Source organism: Agrococcus sp. UYP33, from assembly GCF_054060915.1.
This window is the reverse complement of record NZ_JBSSDR010000001.1, coordinates 964,719-981,602: the sequence shown is the minus strand read 5'-3', so window position 1 is coordinate 981,602 and position 16,884 is coordinate 964,719. Positions and strand designations below refer to the sequence as shown.

18 protein-coding genes are annotated in these 16,884 nt (G+C 70.7%); 9 read left to right on the top strand and 9 right to left on the bottom strand.

Features of this window, described 5'->3' with window-relative positions:
- Nucleotides 1-3: 3 nt before the first annotated feature.
- A complete protein-coding gene (gene rmuC, locus ACVWW9_RS04770) occupies nt 4-1,452 on the bottom strand; it encodes a DNA recombination protein RmuC (RefSeq protein ID WP_456514605.1) in 1,449 nt (482 codons plus the stop codon).
- An 81-nt stretch (nt 1,453-1,533) separates the two neighbouring features.
- Here rmuC and ACVWW9_RS04765 point away from each other — a divergent pair, with 81 nt between their 5' ends.
- Nucleotides 1,534-2,265 (top strand): MBL fold metallo-hydrolase, encoded by a 732-nt coding sequence (locus ACVWW9_RS04765; RefSeq protein WP_456514604.1) that lies wholly within the window; start codon nt 1,534-1,536, stop codon nt 2,263-2,265.
- A 44-nt stretch (nt 2,266-2,309) separates the two neighbouring features.
- Here the strand turns inward: ACVWW9_RS04765 and ACVWW9_RS04760 are convergent, their stop codons facing one another.
- Entirely contained in the window at nt 2,310-2,525 is a 216-nt protein-coding gene (locus tag ACVWW9_RS04760) for a DUF5302 domain-containing protein (protein WP_354257762.1), read from the bottom strand.
- 52 nt (nt 2,526-2,577) lie between these two features.
- Complete coding sequence (locus tag ACVWW9_RS04755) at nt 2,578-3,642, bottom strand: DUF998 domain-containing protein (RefSeq protein WP_456514603.1); 1,065 nt, start codon at nt 3,640-3,642, stop codon at nt 2,578-2,580.
- 130 nt (nt 3,643-3,772) lie between these two features.
- On the opposite strand from ACVWW9_RS04755, the gene ACVWW9_RS04750 reads away from it, so the two are divergent.
- Nucleotides 3,773-4,804, top strand: a complete 1,032-nt coding sequence (locus tag ACVWW9_RS04750; RefSeq protein WP_456514602.1) for an acyltransferase family protein — start codon at nt 3,773-3,775, stop codon at nt 4,802-4,804.
- Nucleotides 4,805-4,865: 61 nt separating this feature from the next.
- Here the strand turns inward: ACVWW9_RS04750 and ACVWW9_RS04745 are convergent, their stop codons facing one another.
- Nucleotides 4,866-5,714: a DUF2382 domain-containing protein gene (locus ACVWW9_RS04745; RefSeq protein ID WP_456514601.1), complete on the bottom strand. Its 849-nt coding sequence runs from the start codon at nt 5,712-5,714 to the stop codon at nt 4,866-4,868.
- 145 nt (nt 5,715-5,859) lie between these two features.
- Between ACVWW9_RS04745 and ACVWW9_RS04740 the strand changes: the two genes are divergently transcribed.
- Nucleotides 5,860-6,345 (top strand): DUF2975 domain-containing protein, encoded by a 486-nt coding sequence (locus ACVWW9_RS04740; RefSeq protein ID WP_456514600.1) that lies wholly within the window; start codon nt 5,860-5,862, stop codon nt 6,343-6,345.
- Entirely contained in the window at nt 6,345-6,563 is a 219-nt protein-coding gene (locus ACVWW9_RS04735; RefSeq protein ID WP_354257775.1) for a helix-turn-helix domain-containing protein, read from the top strand. The genes ACVWW9_RS04740 and ACVWW9_RS04735 overlap by 1 nt, the downstream gene beginning before the upstream one ends.
- A gap of 3 nt (nt 6,564-6,566) precedes the next feature.
- On the opposite strand, the gene ACVWW9_RS04730 is transcribed toward ACVWW9_RS04735, so the two are convergent.
- On the bottom strand, nt 6,567-7,499 hold the full coding sequence (locus ACVWW9_RS04730; RefSeq protein WP_456514599.1) for a hypothetical protein: 933 nt from the start codon (nt 7,497-7,499) through the stop codon (nt 6,567-6,569).
- Nucleotides 7,500-7,658: 159 nt separating this feature from the next.
- Between ACVWW9_RS04730 and ACVWW9_RS04725 the strand changes: the two genes are divergently transcribed.
- Nucleotides 7,659-8,873 (top strand): glutaminase, encoded by a 1,215-nt coding sequence (locus ACVWW9_RS04725; RefSeq protein ID WP_456514598.1) that lies wholly within the window; start codon nt 7,659-7,661, stop codon nt 8,871-8,873.
- A 125-nt stretch (nt 8,874-8,998) separates the two neighbouring features.
- Nucleotides 8,999-9,865, top strand: a complete 867-nt coding sequence (locus tag ACVWW9_RS04720; protein ID WP_456514597.1) for an alpha/beta fold hydrolase — start codon at nt 8,999-9,001, stop codon at nt 9,863-9,865.
- A gap of 99 nt (nt 9,866-9,964) precedes the next feature.
- On the opposite strand, the gene nrdF is transcribed toward ACVWW9_RS04720, so the two are convergent.
- The 4 genes from nrdF to nrdH are packed head-to-tail and all read right to left on the bottom strand — an operon-like array spanning nt 9,965 to nt 13,905.
- Nucleotides 9,965-11,098 (bottom strand): class 1b ribonucleoside-diphosphate reductase subunit beta, encoded by a 1,134-nt coding sequence (gene nrdF / locus ACVWW9_RS04715; RefSeq protein ID WP_456514596.1) that lies wholly within the window; start codon nt 11,096-11,098, stop codon nt 9,965-9,967.
- A 16-nt stretch (nt 11,099-11,114) separates the two neighbouring features.
- Nucleotides 11,115-13,244 carry a class 1b ribonucleoside-diphosphate reductase subunit alpha gene (gene nrdE / locus ACVWW9_RS04710; protein WP_456515404.1) on the bottom strand — a complete coding sequence of 710 codons (2,130 nt, stop codon included), beginning with the start codon at nt 13,242-13,244 and terminating at the stop codon, nt 11,115-11,117.
- Between the two features lie 8 nt (nt 13,245-13,252).
- Nucleotides 13,253-13,651: a class Ib ribonucleoside-diphosphate reductase assembly flavoprotein NrdI gene (gene nrdI, locus ACVWW9_RS04705; RefSeq protein WP_123696557.1), complete on the bottom strand. Its 399-nt coding sequence runs from the start codon at nt 13,649-13,651 to the stop codon at nt 13,253-13,255.
- Nucleotides 13,652-13,677: 26 nt separating this feature from the next.
- Nucleotides 13,678-13,905 carry a glutaredoxin-like protein NrdH gene (nrdH, locus tag ACVWW9_RS04700; RefSeq protein WP_123696556.1) on the bottom strand — a complete coding sequence of 76 codons (228 nt, stop codon included), beginning with the start codon at nt 13,903-13,905 and terminating at the stop codon, nt 13,678-13,680.
- Between the two features lie 462 nt (nt 13,906-14,367).
- Between nrdH and ACVWW9_RS04695 the strand changes: the two genes are divergently transcribed.
- From ACVWW9_RS04695 to ACVWW9_RS04685, 3 genes are all read left to right on the top strand, one after another.
- Nucleotides 14,368-14,907, top strand: coding sequence for a type 1 glutamine amidotransferase domain-containing protein (locus ACVWW9_RS04695; RefSeq protein WP_354257788.1), 540 nt, complete (start codon nt 14,368-14,370; stop codon nt 14,905-14,907).
- 108 nt (nt 14,908-15,015) lie between these two features.
- Complete coding sequence (gene nagB, locus ACVWW9_RS04690; RefSeq protein WP_456514595.1) at nt 15,016-15,807, top strand: glucosamine-6-phosphate deaminase; 792 nt, start codon at nt 15,016-15,018, stop codon at nt 15,805-15,807.
- A 137-nt stretch (nt 15,808-15,944) separates the two neighbouring features.
- Nucleotides 15,945-16,871 (top strand): hypothetical protein, encoded by a 927-nt coding sequence (locus ACVWW9_RS04685; protein WP_456514594.1) that lies wholly within the window; start codon nt 15,945-15,947, stop codon nt 16,869-16,871.
- Nucleotides 16,872-16,884 lie beyond the last annotated feature (13 nt).

Here is a 16,884-nt window from a genome sequence, read left to right as displayed (position 1 = left end):
GACTCACGCTATCGCTGAGGAGGCCTCATCCGCGTCTGCAATGCCGGGATGCTCGCGGATCTGCGTCACCGAGACGGCGTGCAGGTCGGGCTTCTGCGCCGGCACGGCGAGCACCTCGAGCGGCGGCGTGCGGTCGAGCGACGGATCGAGCCCCTGCAGGCTCGAGAAGCGCCGCGCCTGCGTGACCACGTTGCGGTCGAGCGACGCGTTGAACGCGTTGTACGCCTCGACCGTGCTGTTGAGGCGCTTGCCGAGCGTCGTGAGGTGGGAACCCATCGTGCCGAGCCGCTTGTGCAGCTCGCGGCCGACCTCGAGCACCTGCATCGCCTCGCCGGCGAGCTGCTCCTGTCGCCAGGTGTAGCCGACCGTGCGGAGCAGCGCCACGAGCGTCGCAGGCGTGGCGAGGATGACGTTCCGCGCGAAGGCGCGCTCGAACAGCGTCGGGTCGCGCTCGAGCGCCGCGTTGAGGAACGGCTCCGCGGGCACGAACATGACGACGAACTCGGGGGTGCCGGGCACCGCCTCCCAGTAGGCCTTCGAGCCCAGCTGGTCGATGTGGTCGCGCATGTGGCGCGCGTGCGCGTCGAGCCGCTTGTCGCGGGTCGCGTCGTCGCGCGCCTCCATCGCCTCGAGGTAGCCGCTGAACGCGACCTTCGCGTCGACGATCACCTGCTTGTCGCCCGGCAGGTGCACGAGCATGTCGGGGCGCAGCGCCCCGTCGTCGGTGGCGTGGTGGGCCTGCTCGGTGAAGTCGACGTGCTCGAGCATGCCGGCCGACTCGACGACGCGGCGCAACTGGAGCTCGCCCCAGCGCCCGCGCACCTGCGGCGCGCGGAGCGCGGTGACCAGCTGCCGCGTCTCGACCGTCAGTTGCTCGGACGACGCGCGCATGGCCCGCAGCTGCTCGGCGAGCGCAGCGTTCGCCTGCGCGCGCGCCTGCTCGGCCGCCGTCACCTCGCCGCGCACCGACTCGAGCGACTTCGACAGCGGCTCGACGAGTTGCTGCACCGCGGCCTCGCGCTTCGCGAGCTCGGCCGCCCCCTCGGTCTGCGATCGCCGCAGCCGCTCCTCCGCCTGCTCGAGGAACACGGCGGAGTTGCGCTCGAGCGCGGCGCTGCTGAGGGCGGCGAACTCGTCGGCGCGGCGCTGCGCGTCCTGCTGCAGCTCGGCGAGCACCTCCCTGCCACGCTCGCGCTCCTCCGCGACGCGGCGCTGCGCCTCATCGCGCACCTCCTCGAGCTGGGCGGCGTGCCGGCGCTCCGCGATGTCGCGCTCGCGCACCCGCTCGGCCTCGAGCACCTCGAGCCGGCTGCGCGCGGCCTGCAGGTCGCCCCTGGTCGCGGCGCTGTCGGCGGCGGCGCGCGCGTGCCCGATCCGCGTGCCGAGCAGCGCGCCGAGCCCGCCGGCGAGCAGCACGGCGGCGAGTGCGGCGACGATGACGAGCGGCTCCATGGGTCCATGGGACCAGAGGCCGGTGACATCGCCGCCGGGGCGCGCCAGCGCGGCGGATGCCGGGCGTCGTAGGGTCGACGCATGGTCGAGATCGAGCGCATCCTGGCACCCAACCCCGGCCCCATGACGCTGGACGGCACGAACACCTACGTGCTGGGCGGGCAGGTCGTCGTCGATCCCGGGCCCGCCGATGCCGAGCACATCGAGCGGCTGGTGCGGCTGCGGCCGCGGCTCATCCTCGTGACGCACCGCCACCCCGACCACACGGAGGCCGCGGCTGAGCTCGCGCGCTCCACCGGCGCCGCGCTCCGCGGCCTGGATCCCGACGAGTGCCTGGGCGGCGAGCCGCTCGTCGACGGCGAGTGGATCCCCGTCGACGACGTCGAGCTGCAGATCATCGCCACGCCCGGCCACACCGCCGACTCGGTCTGCATCGTGGTGCCGGGCAGGGCGGTGCTCACCGGCGACACGATCCTCGGCCGCGGCACGACCGTGATCATGCACCCCGACGGCGCGGTCGGGCCCTACCTCGCGACGCTCGACCGGCTGGAGGCGCTCGGCGACCTCGAGGCGCTCCCGGGCCACGGCGATCCGCTGCCGTCCGTCGCCGCGGTGGCGCGCGAGTACCGCTCGCACCGGCTCGAGCGGCTCGACCAGGTGCGCGACGCGCTCGCGACGCTCGGCACGACGGCGGCGGACGCATCCGTCGCGGCCGTCACCGACGTCGTCTACGCCGACGTCGACCCGTCGGTGCGGCAGGCGGCCGAGGCGTCGATGGCGGCGCAGCTCGCCTACCTCGCGCACGCGGGCTGACGCCGGCGCTCAGCGCGAAGCGCGAGCACCAGCGGGTGCCGTGCTCAGCCGCTCTTGCGGCGGTGGACGCGCTTCTGCACGGCGGGACCGGAGTGCGCACCCTGCACGCTGCCGGGGGCGCCCATGCCCTGCCCGTGGTGGCCGAGCTTCTTCTTGTCGAGCGCCTCGCGGAACTTGCGACGCTGCGCCTCCTCGGCCGTCTCGGTGCCCTCAGGGGTGTCCTGCGGCGTCTCAGGCTCGACCGGATCGTGACTCGTCATGGCTCAACCTTGCCCGCTGCGGGCACCGATGTCGAGTCGGCCGCGCCCGCGGTCAGGTCGCGGGCGCCGCGCGCAGCGGCGACGGCGACGCCGACGGGCGGCTCTCCTGCGGCACGAGCGCTGCGAGGGTGCGGACGAGCGTCGTGAGCCAGACGAAGAGGATGCCGACGGCGATCGCCTCGAGCGCCGTGGCGCTGTAGACCTCGAGGGGTCGCCACAGCAGCACCGCGACGACGAGCGCGACCCCGGCGCCGACGGTCGTGAGGAGCAGCGCGCGGGGCGGCCCGGGCATCACGATCGTCACGACCACCATCGTGACCCCGAAGAGGCCGAGCGCGCCGAACGCCGCGATGTCGTGGAGCAGCTGCCCGCGATGCACCGGGAAGATGCCGACCCCGGCGAGCGCAGCGCCCGTGAGGGCGAAGAGCGCGACCACCAGCGCGATCCGGCGGAGCGCGGGGTCGCCGAGCCGGCGGTGCAGGTCGCGACCGATGTAGGCGCCGATCGTCGCGACGAGCAGTCCCGCGACGATGAGCGTGAGGTTGAACGCCCAGCCGGTGCCGAGGTCGGAGAAGTGCCGCTCCCACCAGCGCGGGTCGGCTGCCGTGATCATCGCGAACACGGTGCCGATGGTGAGGAACGCGAACAGCAGGGTGGCCAGGTCGGTGGTGCGCAGCTCGACGCCCGCCTGGAAGGCGAGCCACCCGGCGGCCGCGCTCGCGGCACCGGTCAGCAGCGCGCCGCCCACCGCGGGCGCCTGGAGCCCCTGCAGGCCGAGCGCGAGGATCTCTCCGGCGGTGAGCACCGCGAGGTACGCGACCGCGGCGAAGGCGATGGTGATCGCGACGGTCGAGATGCGCGCGATCATGGCCTGCCAGCCCGGCATCGGCGACGTCTCCCCGCGTCGGTGCACGGCCGAGCTGACGACGAACGCCGTCGCGGCGACGAGCGCGGCGATGCCGGCGGCCGGCAGGGCGACCGAGCCCTCGCCGGCGATCGGCCGCGGGGGGCCGGCGAGCGCGATGAGCCCGAGCGCGATGCCCGCGGCGAAGCACGCCCACGCCGCCGCGATCGCGCGCGACTCGCGGCGCGCATCCGCCTCGACCGGTGGCTGCATGCTGCCGATCGAACCACGCGGGGCTGACCGTCCGGAGCGCGACCCGCGCTGACCTCCTGACGGAACGCTCAGGCGGTGCTCGGATCCCGCTCGCGGGGAGCGCCCGCGGCGCCACCTAGGCTCATCCACCATGCAGCTGACCACCGATCAGCGGATGCACTGGATGGACATCCTCCGGGGCTTCGCCATGATCCTCGTGCTCGCGTGGCACGCGCCCGCCATCCCGGCGCTGCTCGGGGCGGAGCTGCCCGACTGGCTGCTCGCCGCGAACGACGCACTGCTGCCGTACCGGATGCCGACCCTCATGTTCGTGTCCGGCCTGCTGCTGCCCGCGGCGCTGCGCAAGCCGGCAGGCCGGTACTACTGGGGCAAGCTCCAGCTCGTCGTCTGGCCGTACCTCGTGTGGTCGGCCCTGCACATCCTGCAGTCGGACTCCGGGGAGCCGTTCTTCCACTGGCGGTCGTGGGTCGCGACCGGCTACCTCTGGTTCATCTTCTTCATCGCGTGCTACTACCTGGTGGCGCCCCTGCTGGCCCGGCTGCCCCCGTGGATCGTGCCCGCTGCCGCGCTCGCCGCCGCGCTCGTGCTGCCCGACGGGCTCGCCGTGCGCATGACCTACTTCGCCTTCTTCTTCTTCGCCGGAGCGGCGGTGAGCCGCTCGCCGAGGCTCCTGGGGCTCATCGGCTCGACGTGGTGGGTCGCACTGCCCGCCGGCGTCGTCGCCGTCGGGTTCGGCGTGGTCTCCGCCTTCGAGCGCCACCAGTTCGAGGCATGGACGGCACCGTTCTCGCTCTGCGGGATCGTCGCCGCCATCTACTGCGCCCGGCGGATCGAGCATCGGCGCTGGACGCGCCCGCTGCGGTTCGTCGGCCGCAACTCGCTCGTCTTCTACGTCGCGCACTTCCCGATCGTCCTGGGTGCCTGGCTGCTCGTGCGCGGCGCGCTCGGCGACAGCATCGCGGTCGCCTCGCTGCTGCTCTTCGTGATCGCGATCGCCGCCTGCTCGGCGCTCGCGGTCGTGCAGCGGTACCGCCCCATCACCTGGCTGTTCCGCGCACCCGATGTGCCGGCGATGCTGCGCCGCATCCCGCTCCGCCGCACGCCGGCGGCCCCTGCGCGCCCCGCCCCGGAGCGCGTGCCGGAGGGCGACCTGCTGCCGTGACGCCGGTCGACCCGCCCCGCCGAAGCGGGACGGGTCGACGATGCGGCGCGAGCCCGGACGGTCAGCGGCGGAGGCCGCCCTCGCCGTCGATGCCGCGGTCGCGGTCGAGGTCGCCCTCGCGGTCGATGTCGACCTCCTCCTTGGAGACGTCCGCGGAGACGCGCTCCTGATCGGTGACGGTGCGCTTCTCGACGCCGATGCGCTCCGCGTCGACGACCTCCTTGTCGACGACGGGACGCTCGGCGTGCGTGGTGACAGCGATCTCGTCGTCGCCGAGCGCGCCGCCGGTCGAGGTGCCGGAGATCGGCTCGCGCACGACCTCGAACTCCTCGCGCTCGACGGGCACGGTCACGGTCTGCTGCTCCGTGACGACGTGCTTGCGGATGCGCAGGCGGCCGGTCTCGACGCGCTCGGTGCCGACGTTCAGCTGCTCCTCGCGGCGCACGATCGACTCGTCGCCGAGGTCCGCCGTGCGGTCGCGGTCGCCGTCGAGGTCGAGGTCACGGTCGCGGTCGAGCGATCCGTCGCCCAGGCCGCCGACGCCGCCGACGCCCGCGGTGGTGTCGCGGTCGTACGTGGTGGTGTCGCGGGAGCCGCCGCTGTAGTCGTAGTAGCGGAACAGCTCGTCCTGCTCGCTCTCCTCCATGTGGCCGTCGGCGTCGATGCCGGGTGCGTCCTTCACGAAGTCCTTCGTGTACGGCACGTGGATGTCGTCGCCCTGCCGGGTCGCGCCGCGCACGGGCACGAAGCTCTCGCGGGCGCCGAACAGGCCGGTGTTGACCGTCACGAACTGCGGCTCTCCGGTGGTGTCGTCGGTGTAGACCTGCTTGACGCCACCGATCTTGTCGCCGGCGGAGTCGTAGACCGTGCCCCGGTAGAGCTCGTCGATGCTGAAGGTGTGATCCGTCATTGGTTCCCCCTCTTCTTGCGCGCACCCCTGGTTGGGGTACAGCGGGTGGGGGACAACAGTGGCAGACGGTTTGAGGCACCGCATTCGGGGGACATCCAGCATTCAACCAATTGACTTTCGATCGATATCGCGCGAGACTCGATGCATGCTGCAGTCCCGACTCGTCGTCTTCGCCCTCCGCGTCATGCTCGTCGTCGCCGCCCTCTGGCTGATCGTGCTGCTGACGTTCGCGCTGCCTGGCGAGCTGTCCGACGGCACCCCGGAGGCCGGGGTGCGCCTGCCGACGCAGGTCGTCCTCTCGCTCGTGCTGCTGAGCGTGCTCGTGGTGATCGTGTGCATCTGGCGGCTGCTGACACTGATCGGCCGCGACCGGCTGTTCAGCGACGCCTCGCGTCGCTGGGTCGACGCGATCGTGTGGTCGCTCGCGATCGGCTGGGCGCTGCTCGCGGGCTTCGCGCTCGCGGTCACCGCGGTCATCTTCTTCACGCCGGAGATCCGCGACCCGGGCATCCCGATGCTGCTGTTCGGCGTCGTCGTGCTCTCGTCGCTGCCGCTGCTGCTCATGATCGTCATGCGCGGCCTGCTGCGCCAGGCGACCGGCTATCGCGCCGAGCTCGAGGAGGTCATCTGATGCCCATCGTGGTGCGGATCGACGTCGAGCTGGCGAAGCGCAAGCTGAGCGTCGGTGACTTCGCCGAGCGGGTGGGGCTCACGCCCGCCAACGTCGCTGTCCTGAAGAACGGCCGGGCGAAGGCCGTGCGCTTCTCGACGCTCGACGCGATGTGCCGCGTGCTCGAGTGCCAGCCCGGCGACCTGCTCGAGTGGGTCGACGAAGCGGATCCCGACTGAGCCTCAGAGCAGCGTCTCCTGCGCCACGACGAAGGGCACCGAGGCGTCGACCTCGATGCGCGAGTAGCCGAGCGGCCCCGAGCCCACCGCGCCGCCGTTCGTCTCGAGCCACGCGTAGACGTAGATCGCGTAGCGGCGGCCCGGGACGGCGACGAAGTCGGTGACCAGCCCCTCGCTCGACACCGCCGTGCCGCTCGTCTCGCTGTCGAAGAGGTAGCCCTCCGCCGAGGTGCGCTGCACCACGGTGATGAAGTGGTCGCGCTCCTGCTGCGTCTGCGCATCCCCGGGTCGCCAGCTCTCCACCAGGATGCCGAGGTGGCAGACGACCGACGCGCCGATCGAGTAGTGGTTGAAGGAGGTCAGGGCCACCCACGGCACGTAGGGCCGCACCGAGACGCGCGAGGCGCCGTGCTGCGCGGTGAACAGCATCCCCGCGCCGCCGACGCTGAACGCCCACTGCCCCCAGTAGACGCCGCAGCTGCCGGCGAGGCGGCCGGAGCGCACGATCGCGGGCCCCGTGGTACTGAAGGCGCTCGCGTAGGTGCTGTGGTCGAGCCATGCCCAGCGGTAGTAGCGCTGCTCGCCGGTGGCGTCGCGGTCGGGTCCGTAGACGTGGAGCAGGTCGCGCGGCTCCGGCTGGGCCATCGCCTCGAACCATCCGCTCATGGTGAGGTCGAGGCCGTCGGAGACCTTGTGCATGACCGCGCCGCGCAGATCGAGGTGCGTCAGCGGCACGAGCGTCTGGCGGAAGCGGTCGAGCCGCTCGGCCACGGCATCCGGCACCGGCCGGTCGTCGAGCAGCTGCTCCTCGACCACCGGTCCGGACGCCGCCGCGATGATCGCGCGGCGCCGGAGCGCGGTCCTGTCGAGGGAGCCGACGAGCATCTCGATCTCGTCGTCGCCGATGTGGTCCTCGCGCTCGCCGCCGTCGGCCATCGTCGCCACCCCTTCGCAGCACCGCCCCGATCCGCGCGGCGTCCGCATGATCCCGCGCGTCAGGACGATCCGAGGATGGCACCGCGCCACGTGGCGCAACAGCCCCGACCTCGCCGGCTGGCGCCAGCCCGTCCAGGGGCCGCTCGGTAGCCTCGACGGATGCGCAGCCCCGTACCCGACTACCTGGACGAGGTGCGCCGGTCGTGCGCCGACGACGGCGACGAGGGCGAGGTCGCGAGCTACATCCCGGAGCTCGCGGATGCCGATCCCGAGCGCTTCGGGGTCGCGATCTGCACGATCGACGGCACGCTCTACGGCGCAGGGGACGACGAGCACCGCTTCACGATCCAGTCGATCTCGAAGCCCTTCGCCTATGCGCTCGCGCTCGCCGACCGCGGGCTCGAGACGGTGCTGGAGCACGTGGGCGTCGAGCCGTCCGGCGACGCCTTCAACGAGATCTCGCTCGAGCGCAACGGTCGCCCGCGGAACGCCATGATCAACATCGGCGCGATCACCACGCACACGCTCGTCGGCGAGGCCGACGCCAGCCCGGCCGAGCGCGTCGAGCGCATCCGATCGGGCCTCTCCGCCTTCGCCGGCCGCGAGCTCGAGATCGACGAGCAGGTCTACGAGTCGGAGCGCTCGACCTCGAGCCGCAACATGGCGCTCGCCTACCTCGTGCATGCGCAGGGCAAGCTCGTGGGCGAGCCGCACGACGCCGTCGACGGCTACACGAAGCAGTGCTCGCTGCTCGTCGACGTGCGCGACCTCGCGGTGATGGCGATGACGCTCGCCGCCGGCGGCCGCAACCCGGTGACGCGCGAGCAGGTCGTGCCCGCCTGGGTGTGCCGGCAGGTGCTCAGCGTGATGGCGACGTGCGGCATGTACGACGCGGCGGGTGACTGGATGAGCCACGTCGGCATCCCGGCGAAGAGCGGCGTCGCGGGCGGCGTGCTCGGCGCGCTGCCCGGCCAGGTCGGCATCGGCGCCTTCTCGCCGCGGCTCGACGAGTACGGCAACAGCGTGCGGGGCGTGCGCGTGTGCGAGCGCCTCTCGCGCGACATGGGCCTGCACCTCATGCAGGCGCCCGAGGTCGCCTCGCACGTGCTCTACGGCGTGGTCGAGCCGGACGCCGATGCCGACGGGGTGCGCGAGGTGCAGCTGCAGGGCACGATGCACTTCGCCGCCGCCGAGGTGGCGCTGCGCGAGCTCGAGCGCGTGCCGCAGGACGGCGAGCCGGTCGTGGTCGACCTCTCGCGCGTCGCCTCGACGAACAAGGTCGGCCGGCGGATGCTGCGCGAGGGCATCCGGCGCCTGGAGCGCGACGGCCACGAGGTGCGCCTCGAGGACCCGGACGGCCTGCTCGACACCTGAGCCGGTGCACTGGTCACGGGATCGGGCGCGGTCGCCGCATGCGGCCGGCGGGTGACGACCGACTGGCGCACTGCAGACCCCGCGTCGTAGCATCCGGTCAGCTCGTTCCATCGAGGAGGTCGCTCGTGCCGCAACACACCCTCGCGCTGCCGGAGGTCGACCTCGTCTACGACGTCCACGGGCCGCTGCCGACCGCGGATGGCCGGCCGCCGCTGATGATGATCGGCCAGCCGATGGACGCGAGCGGCTTCGAGGCCCAGGTGGGCCTGTTCGGGGACCGCACCGTCGTGACCTACGACCCGCGGGGCCTGGGTCGGAGCGAGCGGAAGGACGGCGCGACCACGAACGAGCCGGAGGTCCAGGCGGAAGACGTCCACGCGATCATCGAGGCGCTCGGCGCCGGCCCGGTGGAGATGCTCGCCAGCAGCGGCGGCGCGGTGACAGCGCTGGCCCTGGTGACGGCCCACCCGGGAGACGTGTCGACCCTGGTCGCGCACGAGCCGCCGATCGACTGCGTCCTGCCGGATGCGGAGGCCGTGCAGCGAGCCCGCGCGGCCTACACGCAGGTGTACCAGGACAAGGGCTGGGGCGCCGGGATGGCCGCGTTCATCGCGATGACCTCATGGGAGGGGGAGGTGACGGATGAGCACCTCGCTCGACCGGCGCCGGACCCGGCCGCGTTCGGTCTGCCGACCGCGGACGACGGGACGCGCGACGATCCACTCCTGTCGGACCGATCCTGGGCGGTGCCCCTCTACCGGCCGGACCTCGACGCACTGCGGGCGGCACCGACCCGGATCGTCGTCGCGGTCGGGGAGGAGTCGGTGGATGTCTACACCGGCCGGACCGCGATCGCCTTGGCGGAGCAGCTCGGCCAGCAGGCGACCGTCTTCCCGAGCCACCACGGCGGCTTCATGGGTGGCGAGTTCGGCTATGCCGGCCAGCCGGAGGCGTTCGCCGCCAAGCTCCGCGAGGTGCTGGACCCCGTGTGACGCCCCGCCTCTCGTCGGCAGCGCATACGGCACGAGGCCCGCGACGGCAGTGATCTGCTGTCGCGGGCCTCGTGCGGGCAGTGCGAGACGGGTCGCGGGTCAGAAGTCCCAGTCGTCGTCCGAGGTCGCCTCGGCCTTGCCGATCACGTACGACGAGCCCGACCCCGAGAAGAAGTCGTGGTTCTCGTCGGCGTTCGGCGAGAGCGCCGACAGGATCGCCGGGCTGACGTCGGTCACCGTCGACGGGAACAGCGGCTCGAACCCGAGGTTCATGAGCGCCTTGTTCGCGTTGTAGTGCAGGAACTTCTTGACGTCCTCGGTGAGGCCGACGGCGTCGTAGAGGTCGGCCGTGTACTTCGACTCGTTCTCGTAGAGCTCGTAGAGCAGCGAGTACGTGTAGTCCTTGATCTCGGCCTGCTCCGCGGGGCTGAGCTTCTCGTAGCCCTTCTGGAACTTGTAGCCGATGTAGTACCCGTGCACGGCCTCGTCGCGGATGATGAGGCGGATGAGGTCGGCCGTGTTCGTGAGCTTCGCGCGGCTCGACCAGTACATCGGCAGGTAGAAGCCCGAGTAGAACAGGAACGACTCGAGCAGCGTCGAGGCGACCTTGCGCTTCAGCGGGTCGTCGCCCTCGTAGTAGTCGATGATGATCTCTGCCTTGCGCTGCAGGTAGGGATTCTCGGTCGACCAGCGGAAGGCGTCGTCGATCTCGGGCGTCGACGCGAGCGTCGAGAAGATCGACGAGTACGACTTCGCGTGCACCGACTCCATGAACGCGATGTTCGTGTAGACGGCCTCCTCGTGCGGCGTGATCGCGTCGGGGATGAGCGAGACCGCGCCGACCGTGCCCTGGATCGTGTCGAGCAGCGTCAGGCCCGTGAAGACGCGCATCGTGAGCGTCTTCTCGTCGGGCGTCAGCGTGCCCCACGACTGCACGTCGTTCGACAGCGGCACCTTCTCGGGCAGCCAGAAGTTGTTGACGAGCCGGTTCCAGACCTCGAGGTCCTTATCGTCCTCGATGCGGTTCCAGTTGATCGCCCGCACGAGCTGGTTGTGCTTGTGCGCGCGCTGCTGCGCCTCGGTCTGCGGCTTGCCGGCGCCGAGCGCCGCCTCGACCTCGTCGCGCTCGGCGGCGATCGCCTCCCGCGCCTCGGGGGCGACCGGGGCCTCGGCGATCTCGTCGAACGCCGAGCCCGTCTGCGTGTCCTGCGTGTCCATGTCGGTGTCTCTCATCGTCTCGTCGTCGGCGTCACAGCATGCAGGAGACGCAGCCATCCACCTCAGTCCCCTCCAGCGCGAGCTGGCGGAGACGGATGTAGTAGATGGTCTTGATGCCCTTGCGCCATGCGTAGATCTGCGCCTTGTTGATGTCGCGCGTCGTCGCGGTGTCCTTGAAGAACAGCGTGAGCGACAGGCCCTGGTCGACGTGCTGCGTGGCCGCGGCGTAGGTGTCGATGATCTTCTCGGCGCCGATCTCGTAGGCGTCCTGGAAGTACTCCAGGTTGTCGTTCGTCATGAACGGCGCCGGGTAGTAGACGCGCCCGAGCTTGCCCTCCTTGCGGATCTCGATCTTCGACGCGATCGGGTGGATCGACGACGTCGAGTTGTTGATGTACGAGATCGAGCCGGTCGGGGGCACCGCCTGCAGGTTCTGGTTGTAGATGCCGTGCTGCTGCACGAGCGCCTGCAGCGCGCGCCAGTCCTCCTGCGTCGGGATGTGGATGTTCGACGTGTCGAACAGCTCCTGCACCCGGGCCGTCGCCGGCTTCCACTCCTGCTGCGTGTACTTCTCGAAGAACTCGCCCGACGCGTACTTCGAGCGCTCGAAGCCCTCGAACGTCTGGCCCTTCTCCTGCGCGAGCAGGTTCGACGCCCGGAGGGCGTGGAACAGCACCGTGTAGAAGTAGATGTTCGTGAAGTCGAGCCCCTCCTCGGAGCCGTAGTGGATGCGCTCGCGGCCGAGGTAGCCGTGCAGGTTCATCTGGCCGAGGCCGATGGCGTGGCTCATCGAGTTGCCGCGGGCGATCGAGGGCACCGAGCCGATGTTCGACTGGTCGGAGACCGCCGTCAGCGCGCGGATGGCCGTCTCGACCGTCTTGCCGAAGTCGGGCGAGTCCATCGACAGCGCGATGTTCATCGAGCCGAGGTTGCAGGAGATGTCCTTGCCGACGGACTCGTAGTCGAGGTCGTCGTCGTAGGTCGACGGCGTGTTGACCTGCAGGATCTCGCTGCACAGGTTCGACATGTTGATGCGGCCGTCGATCGGGTTGGCCCGGTTCACCGTGTCCTCGAACATGATGTAGGGGTAGCCCGACTCGAACTGGATCTCGGCGAGCGTCTGGAAGAACTCCCGCGCGTTGATCTTCGTCTTCGTGATCCGGGCGTCGTCGACCATCTCGTGGTACTTCTCGGTCACCGAGATGTCGCTGAAGGGCACGCCGTAGACGCGCTCGACGTCGTAGGGCGAGAAGAGGTACATGTCCTCGCCCTTCTTGGCGAGGTCGAACGTGATGTCGGGCACGACGACGCCGAGCGACAGCGTCTTGATGCGGATCTTCTCGTCGGCGTTCTCACGCTTCGTGTCGAGGAACCGCATGATGTCGGGGTGGTGCGCCTGCAGGTACACCGCGCCCGCACCCTGACGGGCACCGAGCTGGTTCGCGTACGAGAAGCTGTCTTCGAACAGCTTCATCACGGGGATGACGCCGGAGGACTGGTTCTGGATCTGCTTGATCGGGGCGCCGTACTCACGGATGTTCGTGAGGTTGAACGCCACGCCGCCCCCGCGCTTCGAGAGCTGCAGCGCCGAGTTGATCGAGCGGCCGATCGACTCCATGTTGTCCTCGATGCGGAGGAGGAAGCAGGAGACGAGCTCGCCGCGCTGCTTCTTGCCCGCGTTGAGGAACGTCGGGGTGGCCGGCTGGAAGCGGCCGTTCACCATCTCGTCGACGTAGGCCTCGGCGAGCGGCTCGCTGCCCTCGGCGAGCGCGAGCGCGACGTTGACGACGCGGTCCTCGTAGCGCTCGAGGTAGCGCTTGCCGTCGAACGTCTTGAGCGTGTACGAGGTGTAGTACTTGAACGCCCCGAGGAACGTCGGGAAGCGGAACTTGTAGCCGTAGGCGCGCTTCATGAGCGACTTGATGAACTCGAAGGAGTACTGGTCGAGCACCTCCTGCTCGTAGTACTCGTTCTCGACCAGGTAGTCGAGCTTCTCCTTCAGCGAGTGGAAGAAGACCGTGTTCTGGTTGACGTGCTGCAGGAAGTACTGGTTCGCAGCCTCGCGGTCCTTCTCGAACTGGATCTTGCCGTCCGGTCCGTAGAGGTTGAGCATCGCGTTCAGCGAGTGGTAGTCCATCACGGACGTCTTGCCCGTCGTCATCTCTGGCGTCACCGTTGCCATAGTGCATCCAATCCATCGTTCACGACGCGCACGTCGTCGGGGGTTCCGAAGAGCTCGAAGCGGTAGAGGTGGGGCACGTGGCACTTCTTGGCGATGATGTCGCCCGCCAGTCCGTAGCCCGCACCGAAGTTCGTGTTGCCGGCACTGATCACGCCGCGCAGGTGCTGCCGGTTCTGCTCGTCGTTGAGGAACCGGATGACCTGCTTGGGCACAGCGCCCTTGCCGTCGCCGCCGCCGTACGTCGGCACGATGAGCACGTAGGGCTCACGCTGCTCGAGGGGCGGCTCGGTGGCGTAGAGGGGGATGCGCGAGGCGGGCCGTCCGAGCTTCTCGACGAACCGGGCGGTGTTGCCCGAGACGCTCGAGAAGTAGACGACCTCGCTCACGGCAGCCTCCACGACGGCGATGCGGCTCAGGCCGCGAGGATCGCCTTGATGCGGTCGGGCTGGAAGCCCGACCAGTGCTGCTCGTCGGCGATGACGACGGGCGCCTGCATGTAGCCGAGGTCCTTGACGGTCTGGAGCGCCTTGTCATCGGCGGTGACGTCGAAGATCTGGTACTCGATGCCCTGCGCGTCGAGCGCGCGGGTGGTCATCGTGCACTGGACGCAAGCCGGCTTGGAGTAGACGGTGACGGTCATGAGCGGCACTCCTCGTGTGTGTTCTCGTGTGGTGCGTGTGCTGGGAAGCAGTCCGGCCGTTGCCGGGCTCCCACTATATGTGGGGTCTGCGGCGGAGCAACGACACAAGATGGTGTGTTTCTCCACACCTGTTTCAACAACCGTCCCCAGGTTGTGATTCCCGCCGCGGAACGACGCGGAAAAGCCTGTGGAGAGCGGTGGCGACGGCCTGTGCACGACCCGGAAACTCGATCCGCGACACGCCGGGCGGGAACTACAGCGGTGTCGTTCGAGCCGCGCATCGTGCCCTCCCTGCCATCGCTGGAGCCCTCCGACGGGTCGCCGATCGCCCCGTCACGGCCACGCTACGACCGGCCGCCCACACGATCCGGCGCGATCGTCGCGCTCGCTGCGGACTCACACGCGGCGCGGATGCGCCCGGGGTATCGTCCCCGGCGTACCCCAACTGGAAGGAGCACAGCCATGGCTGACATCACCGGCAAGAAGGTCGCGTTCATCCTCACGGACGGCTTCGAGGACTCGGAGCTCACCAGCCCCTGGGAGGCCGTGCAGGGCGCCGGCGCCCTGCCGACCCTGATCGCGCCGAAGGACGGCCAGGTCGAGGGCAAGAACGGTCACACGCAGGCGGTCGACGCGGTCTCGGCCGATGCGAGCGCCGACGACTTCGACGCGCTCGTCCTCCCGGGCGGCGTCGTGAACGCCGACCACCTGCGCATCGACCAGCCGTCGGTGCAGCTCGTGCAGCGCTTCGTGGAGTCCGGCAAGCCGATCGGCGTGATCTGCCACGGCGCCTGGATCCTCATCGAGGCGGGCGGCGTCTCCGGCCGCACCATCACGAGCTACCCGACGCTGCGGACCGACCTGCAGAACGCGGGCGCGACGTGGGTCGACGAGGAGGTCGTGACCGACCAGGGCCTCGTGTCGAGCCGCACGCCCGACGACCTGCCCGCCTTCAACGCGAAGATCATCGAGGAGTTCGCCGAGGGCGTGCACCCGCGCTGATCCGGCGCCGAGCGCCGTCCGTCGTCAGCGCTGGCGCGTCGGGGAGGCATCCCTCAGCAGGGCACGGGATGCTTCTTCGACGCGCCGCCGACGACCGCAGGGAGCCCGATGGAGATCATCGTCACCGATGCCGACGCGATCGGCGCGCTGGTCGCCGACGAGGTGCAGGCGCTGCTCGCCCGCCGGCCGGATGCGGTGCTCGGCCTCGCGACGGGATCGAGCCCGCTGCGCGTGTACGACGAGCTCGCGGCGCGCGTGCGGGATGGACGAGTGACCTTCGCCGGCGCGCGGGGCTTCACGCTCGACGAGTACGTCGGCCTCGCGCCCGACGACCCGCGGTCGTACCGCGCGGTCATCCACGACGAGCTCGTCTCGCGCGTCGACTTCGCGCCCGGCGCCGTGCTGGGCCCGGATGGCGGCGCCAGCGACCTGGCCGCCGCGTGCGCCGCCTTCGAGCGCGCGATCCAGGCCGCCGGCGGCATCGACCTGCAGCTGCTCGGCGTGGGCACGACCGGCCACATCGCGTTCAACGAGCCGGCATCGTCGTTCGCGTCGCGCACGCGCGTCAAGACGCTCACCGCGCAGACGCGGCGCGACAACGCGCGCTTCTTCGCCGGCGACGTCGACGCCGTGCCCCGCCACTGCCTGACGCAGGGACTCGGCACGATCCTGGAGTCGAGGCAGGCGATCGTCATCGCGACCGGCGCCGCGAAGGCGCCCGCGGTGCGCGAGATGGTCGAGGGCGCCGTCTCCGCGCGCTGGCCCTGCACGGCGCTGCAGCTGCACCCGAACGCGCTCGTCGTCCTCGACGACGCGGCGGCCGCGGGGCTCGAGCTCATCGACTACTACCGCGAGGTCGCCGAGCACCGAGGGGCGGTGGGCGGGGACGTCGCACGCTGACGGCAGCCGGAGGCGGCGCACCGCGACCTCGGCGGATTGGGATCTCGACGCGCGCACAGCGGGCGGCCAAGCTGAGCGCGAAGAGCCGGGCGGGGGCTCGGCGCGCGGCGCCGACCGACCCGACATGAGGACGCACCATGACGGATCCGCTCGACACGTCCACCGCTCGGCACGAGATCCCGCTCGACCGCCTCGAGCCGCCGCAGGAGGGCATCCGCCCGCCGGCCATCGAGGGGCTCGCCGATGCGCACGCGGCGCTCGAGCTGGCCATCGACGCGGCCGACGCCGAGGTGAGGGAGGCGCAGCTGCGTGCGCTCGACGGCTATCGCGCGCTGCTCTCCAAGACGTTCCGCCCCGGCCCCGTCTTCACGCTCTCGTGGCCCCCGTCCTGGTTCATCCCCACCGACGTGGACCACCGCGAGTTCTGGCCGGTGGCACCGCCGATCGACAACCGGTACGACTGGGCGGCGCAGAACACGATCGGCGGGCAGCCGGCGGGCAGCCACGCGTCCAGCAGCACCGGCGCGCTCTTCGCGTGGGGCAACACGTCGCACCTCGGCCCGCCGGACCTCGGCATCGCGCGCACGGGCATCTACCTCCGCCCGACGGAGTCGCTCGCGACCTACCGGCTGGGCGCGGACATCGACGTGACGACCGAGTGGCGCTGGTGGTTCTTGCCGACCGGCAACGGCTACGGCAGCGTCGCGTATCGCTGCCAGGCGTACCTCGTGGCGTGGCAGGTGAATCCCGCGGACGGCAGCTGGGAGCTCCTGCGTCCCTACGGGTCCCGCGTGCTCGTGAAGCAGCGCATCACGGGGGCCGGGTACTCGCCCGTGGATCGGGACGAGTACGCGTTCGACGACCTGACCGTCGATGTGCAGCTCCAGGGCGGCCGCACCTACGCGATCGGCGTGTCGTTCGAGGTGCAGGTCACGACGGAGATCACCGACGGGCACGGCACGCGGTACGCCCGGCAGCCCGGCGACGAGATCAAGCTGTGGGCGTCGATGCTGGGTCACGCGCGGCGCATCACCGCCCGGCCGATCACCGTCTGGATCCCGTAGTCGCGGCTGGCGT